3 protein-coding genes and 1 pseudogene are annotated in these 3,832 nt (G+C 40.9%); all 4 read right to left on the bottom strand.

Annotation, left to right across the window (positions count from 1 at the left end; all coding sequences use genetic code 11):
* A pseudogene (locus L977_RS11150) lies at positions 1 to 409 on the bottom strand (type IV secretion system protein); the annotation flags it as partial.
* 3 nt (positions 410 to 412) lie between these two features.
* On the bottom strand, positions 413 to 772 hold the full coding sequence (locus L977_RS11145) for a hypothetical protein (protein WP_047625767.1): 360 nt from the start codon (positions 770 to 772) through the stop codon (positions 413 to 415).
* Between the two features lie 86 nt (positions 773 to 858).
* On the bottom strand, positions 859 to 1,515 hold the full coding sequence (virB5, locus tag L977_RS11140) for a P-type DNA transfer protein VirB5 (protein WP_047625766.1): 657 nt from the start codon (positions 1,513 to 1,515) through the stop codon (positions 859 to 861).
* A 2-nt stretch (positions 1,516 to 1,517) separates the two neighbouring features.
* Positions 1,518 to 3,832 (bottom strand): VirB4 family type IV secretion system protein (locus L977_RS11135; RefSeq protein ID WP_047625765.1); only part of this gene is annotated, 2,315 nt, incomplete at its 5' end.

The raw sequence follows: 3,832 nt of genomic DNA, 5'->3' as shown, positions 1-3,832 counted from the left end.
TAGGGTCAAAATCAATATTTTTGATAAATTCCCACAATCCATTAAGGTAGGTATTTATTAAAGCATCTACTTGGTTGGTTCCTATTGGTACTCCTGATAATTGTTGTATTGTCCATGTAGGCATATCATTGACGAAGGGAACAACAACCTTCATGTACCATCCAACGTGAAAAGCACTATAGATAATAAATGCAGATTTTATTGCATTCATTATCTCATTCTGCAATATCCCATTAAAACCCTGAAAATACCAATTGATTGAATTTACCGTTCTGTCGATAAGCCAGAAAGCACCAAAAAGAGAACCGACACCTATCATGAGATTTGCGGTGCCGGTTGTAATTATTCCTGATAATGCATCATCGATAGCCCGGTATAGAGTTTGTGCAATTTCTAACTCTATAGCCATTCACTACTCCTTCTGACGTTCATACATAACATCATTTGCAATGAGTTTATTGTCTTTAATGTAAATAGAAGCAATACCGTTGCCTTTCATCAAAGTTGAACTATCTTTGATGTTCCAGTCGGAATTGCTAACTAATTCATCATCGCTCAGCACACTTTTCTTTTTGTTTATGATATGACATGCGGCTTCACTGCAAGTTATATTCATAACAGAGCTGTATTTTGGATGTAATGCGCTACCATCTGCCTTACTGACAGCTTTCCATTGACCAGAAAAGCCATCAGTCACCTTTTGTTGATCATCACAACCCGAAATTACTACCGCAGACATAATCACAGCAAACGCACAAATAAACTTTTTCATTTATTATCCCTCGTTAATATACAACCACATTATTGCATATTACATTTATTTTTTAAAGAGAGATAAAACAGATTTTATGACGATTATCAAGGATTTCCTTCAAGTTTATTCCAAAACGCCTGCGCCCTTTTTTTATCTTCAATCTTCTCTTTTTGATCCATCAGCATTTGTATATTTTGCAACTTTATTTGTTGGTTTTGCAGCTCCAACTGCTCTTGCTGTAAGCGTAATGCCAACTCTTCGCGCTCCTGAGGAGTCTGAACCGTATTTAATCGCTGACGTAATTGCTCAGCATTATCTACACGTTGTGAAGAGGCATTGTAGGTATCTTCCAGTGCGCCAGCTTGTTGCAGCAACTTATCGAACGCCTGCTGTACTTTCGGGTCACTAGAAGTTAATCCATAGCGGCTGCGCAAATCAGCAAGATTTTTTGTATCGCTATAAATATCATTCCAGTCATTGAGAGGTAATACTTTGTTTAGAAGTGGATCATTTAAGAAATCACCAAGTTTGTTATTACCTGTAACTAAGTTTTTATAGTGGTCGTATTGGCTTTTCGCTTGCTGGATAGCGGCTTTCGTTTCATTCAGTTGATCCAACGCCTGCTGAGCTTGTTGCTGAGCATTGGAAACCAATTGAGCTATATTTGCCACATCAACCGTTGGTATACCCGAAGCATAACTATGATACGGCGCTGCATATAAAATGAGTGACAGGCATGTTGAAATAACCTTAATTTTCATAACTAATCCTCTGTTTGTTTCATTCTCTGTATTTCATCAAGGAATTCATGTACCCACTTAGCAGGATCATCTGTCCCTAATCTCTCTCTGACACTTGCAGCAATAGCTGCATTACCATCTTTTCCAATGGTTGTAGAAAGAATAGGTAGCCAATATTTCAAATCATCGGGCAAATCAAATGATAGTACCGTTGACTGCTGCCCTTGCTTAATAAGAAACTCACGCGCCAACGGGTTAAAGTTAGAAATTATTTCGAACTCTTTACCTTTAATATTAAACTTCGCATATTGCTTTTCATCAGCTTTATCATTTGCTAACCATATTTGAGTAATTACCTGCTGAATTACCGCTGGAGCATGTTCACTCTCGCTTAAATCTTCAGGGCTTTGAGTGTCCATTATCAATATTTCGCCCCTTGTTCGGCCAGCTTTTAGAATCTCCTTAAGTGAATCCGCTGTACTTTCAAACGTGAGTGGAATCCAGCACTCAGCGATCATGTTAATCAGCATATTTCCCGGCTGAGACTCATGCATCATTCGTTTCAAGAAAAACATATTATTCAGGAATATCTCCATGATATCCCGATTTTTCATAAAGAAACTTTTCTTCATTATCTGCGTGCAATCGAACGCAAGTCGCCGGAACTTCATAGGATCGAATCGGTTGACAGCTGCGTCACAAACCCATGCATTTCGACCTGTTGAGCCATCAGGACAGATTCGACACCATTTCGCCAGTCGCACATGAAGACAGTTTTCATCTTCTGTTGGCGCTATGTTTTGCAGCAGGAGTGACATACCTCTGTTCTCAACCACAGAATGCGACATAACCGCATCGATAGAGCTGCGTATTTGTTTCTGTTCGGCTTCGCTTCCTCCCCCGGCCATTGTGAGCACTTGGTCAAATAGGTGAGTACGAAGAGCTGGCGTATCTTCCAGTTGAAACAGGTTAATACCCGTATCTTCACCTGGCGAAACTACATAATATTGTGTATCAAGCGCCCTGAGTAAATTTTCAAATGAACGGTTGTAATCCAGGCCAAAGAACATAGGATTCCAACGACTCGCAAACAAGACTAACTCTCCTTCGAGAGTTGTCTTTCCCGCCCCCGTCATACCGACAACGGAAACGTGCCCTGGCATACGCTCGCCAGTATTGTTTTTCCCTATAGGGCTATTATGCGCATTAAAAAAGTAAAGTGCGTCAGTGGCTGAACGAAATGGCATCCATGCTTTGCCATCTCCGGGCGGGTTTCCATCTGCTTTTCCGACTGGAGAAGCATGAAGCGAAAAACCACATGCCAGATTTTCTGTTGATTTAGGAACGGGATACATCGCTATTGTGCATCCGGGAAATAGCGAGTAGTAAGTATCGTCATTTGTCACAGTTGATCTGATAAAGCGGGTGTCGCGAGCAGAAAATATAGAATCCAGCGTAGCACCGTTCTCAATGGCTTTCTGCGGTGTTTCGCCATACACAATGAGAGCTGCATGATAGCGGCCAAAAAGCTTGTCACCTTGCGTTATATCCTGCACAGCATCTTCCAGCTGCTTGGTTTGCTTCGTTTCACCTTCAGCAGAAGTCAGATCTACAGTTTGTTTTTTAAAGTTAACTTTTGATTTATTTCTGTCCTCAAACATGAAAGTTTGCACCAGAGTAAAATCAAACTGTTCCTCTATAGCTTCATCCCACATTCCAGGAACTGTTTTGGCCGGATAATCGCGGAGGTCATAGGTAGTGGCATAACGCGCTCCACCACTGTTAGGCCGGTTCTCCACATAGTCATACGGTGCGAAATTAGTTACGCTGTCGATCACAGCATCCCCTAAGCGTGTAGAGGAGGCCATAACATTCTGCTCTTCGCCGTTCAACAACATAGACACATATCGGCCAACCTGAGAATACACAGACCCATTGGCGCTTTCTTCCATGCCTAATACTGAAGGTTCAAAGGCATCAAGCATTTTATTGACCATAATGAGGATGTCATTCATTCGGCTAATACCTTCATCGAGGTCTTTATACTTCAGAATGAACGCAACGGTATAACCAACCTGCCTATATTTACCTTTCCGAAATGGTGCGGTATAGGTATCTACAAAATCCTGAAATACTGGGAGATCCATTTTGTATTCAGCATCAAGACTGATGGAGGATTTGGTAGTCCACGTTTGTATCATTAAATTCTTGCCTTCTTTTTTACCTAAAGAAAGGAAGAATCTGTTTTCATTATTGAATAATTTATTAAGCTCTGGTTTTTCTTTTGTACCGTAGGAAACACCTTTGAATCTTACGATACTCAGTAACCTCTGACCGG

Source organism: Enterobacter sp. ZOR0014 (assembly GCF_000798855.1).
GTDB classification, from domain to species: domain Bacteria; phylum Pseudomonadota; class Gammaproteobacteria; order Enterobacterales; family Enterobacteriaceae; genus Enterobacter; species Enterobacter kobei.
Note: the sequence above shows the minus strand (reverse complement) of the source record. Positions and strands in the feature narration are given on the sequence as shown.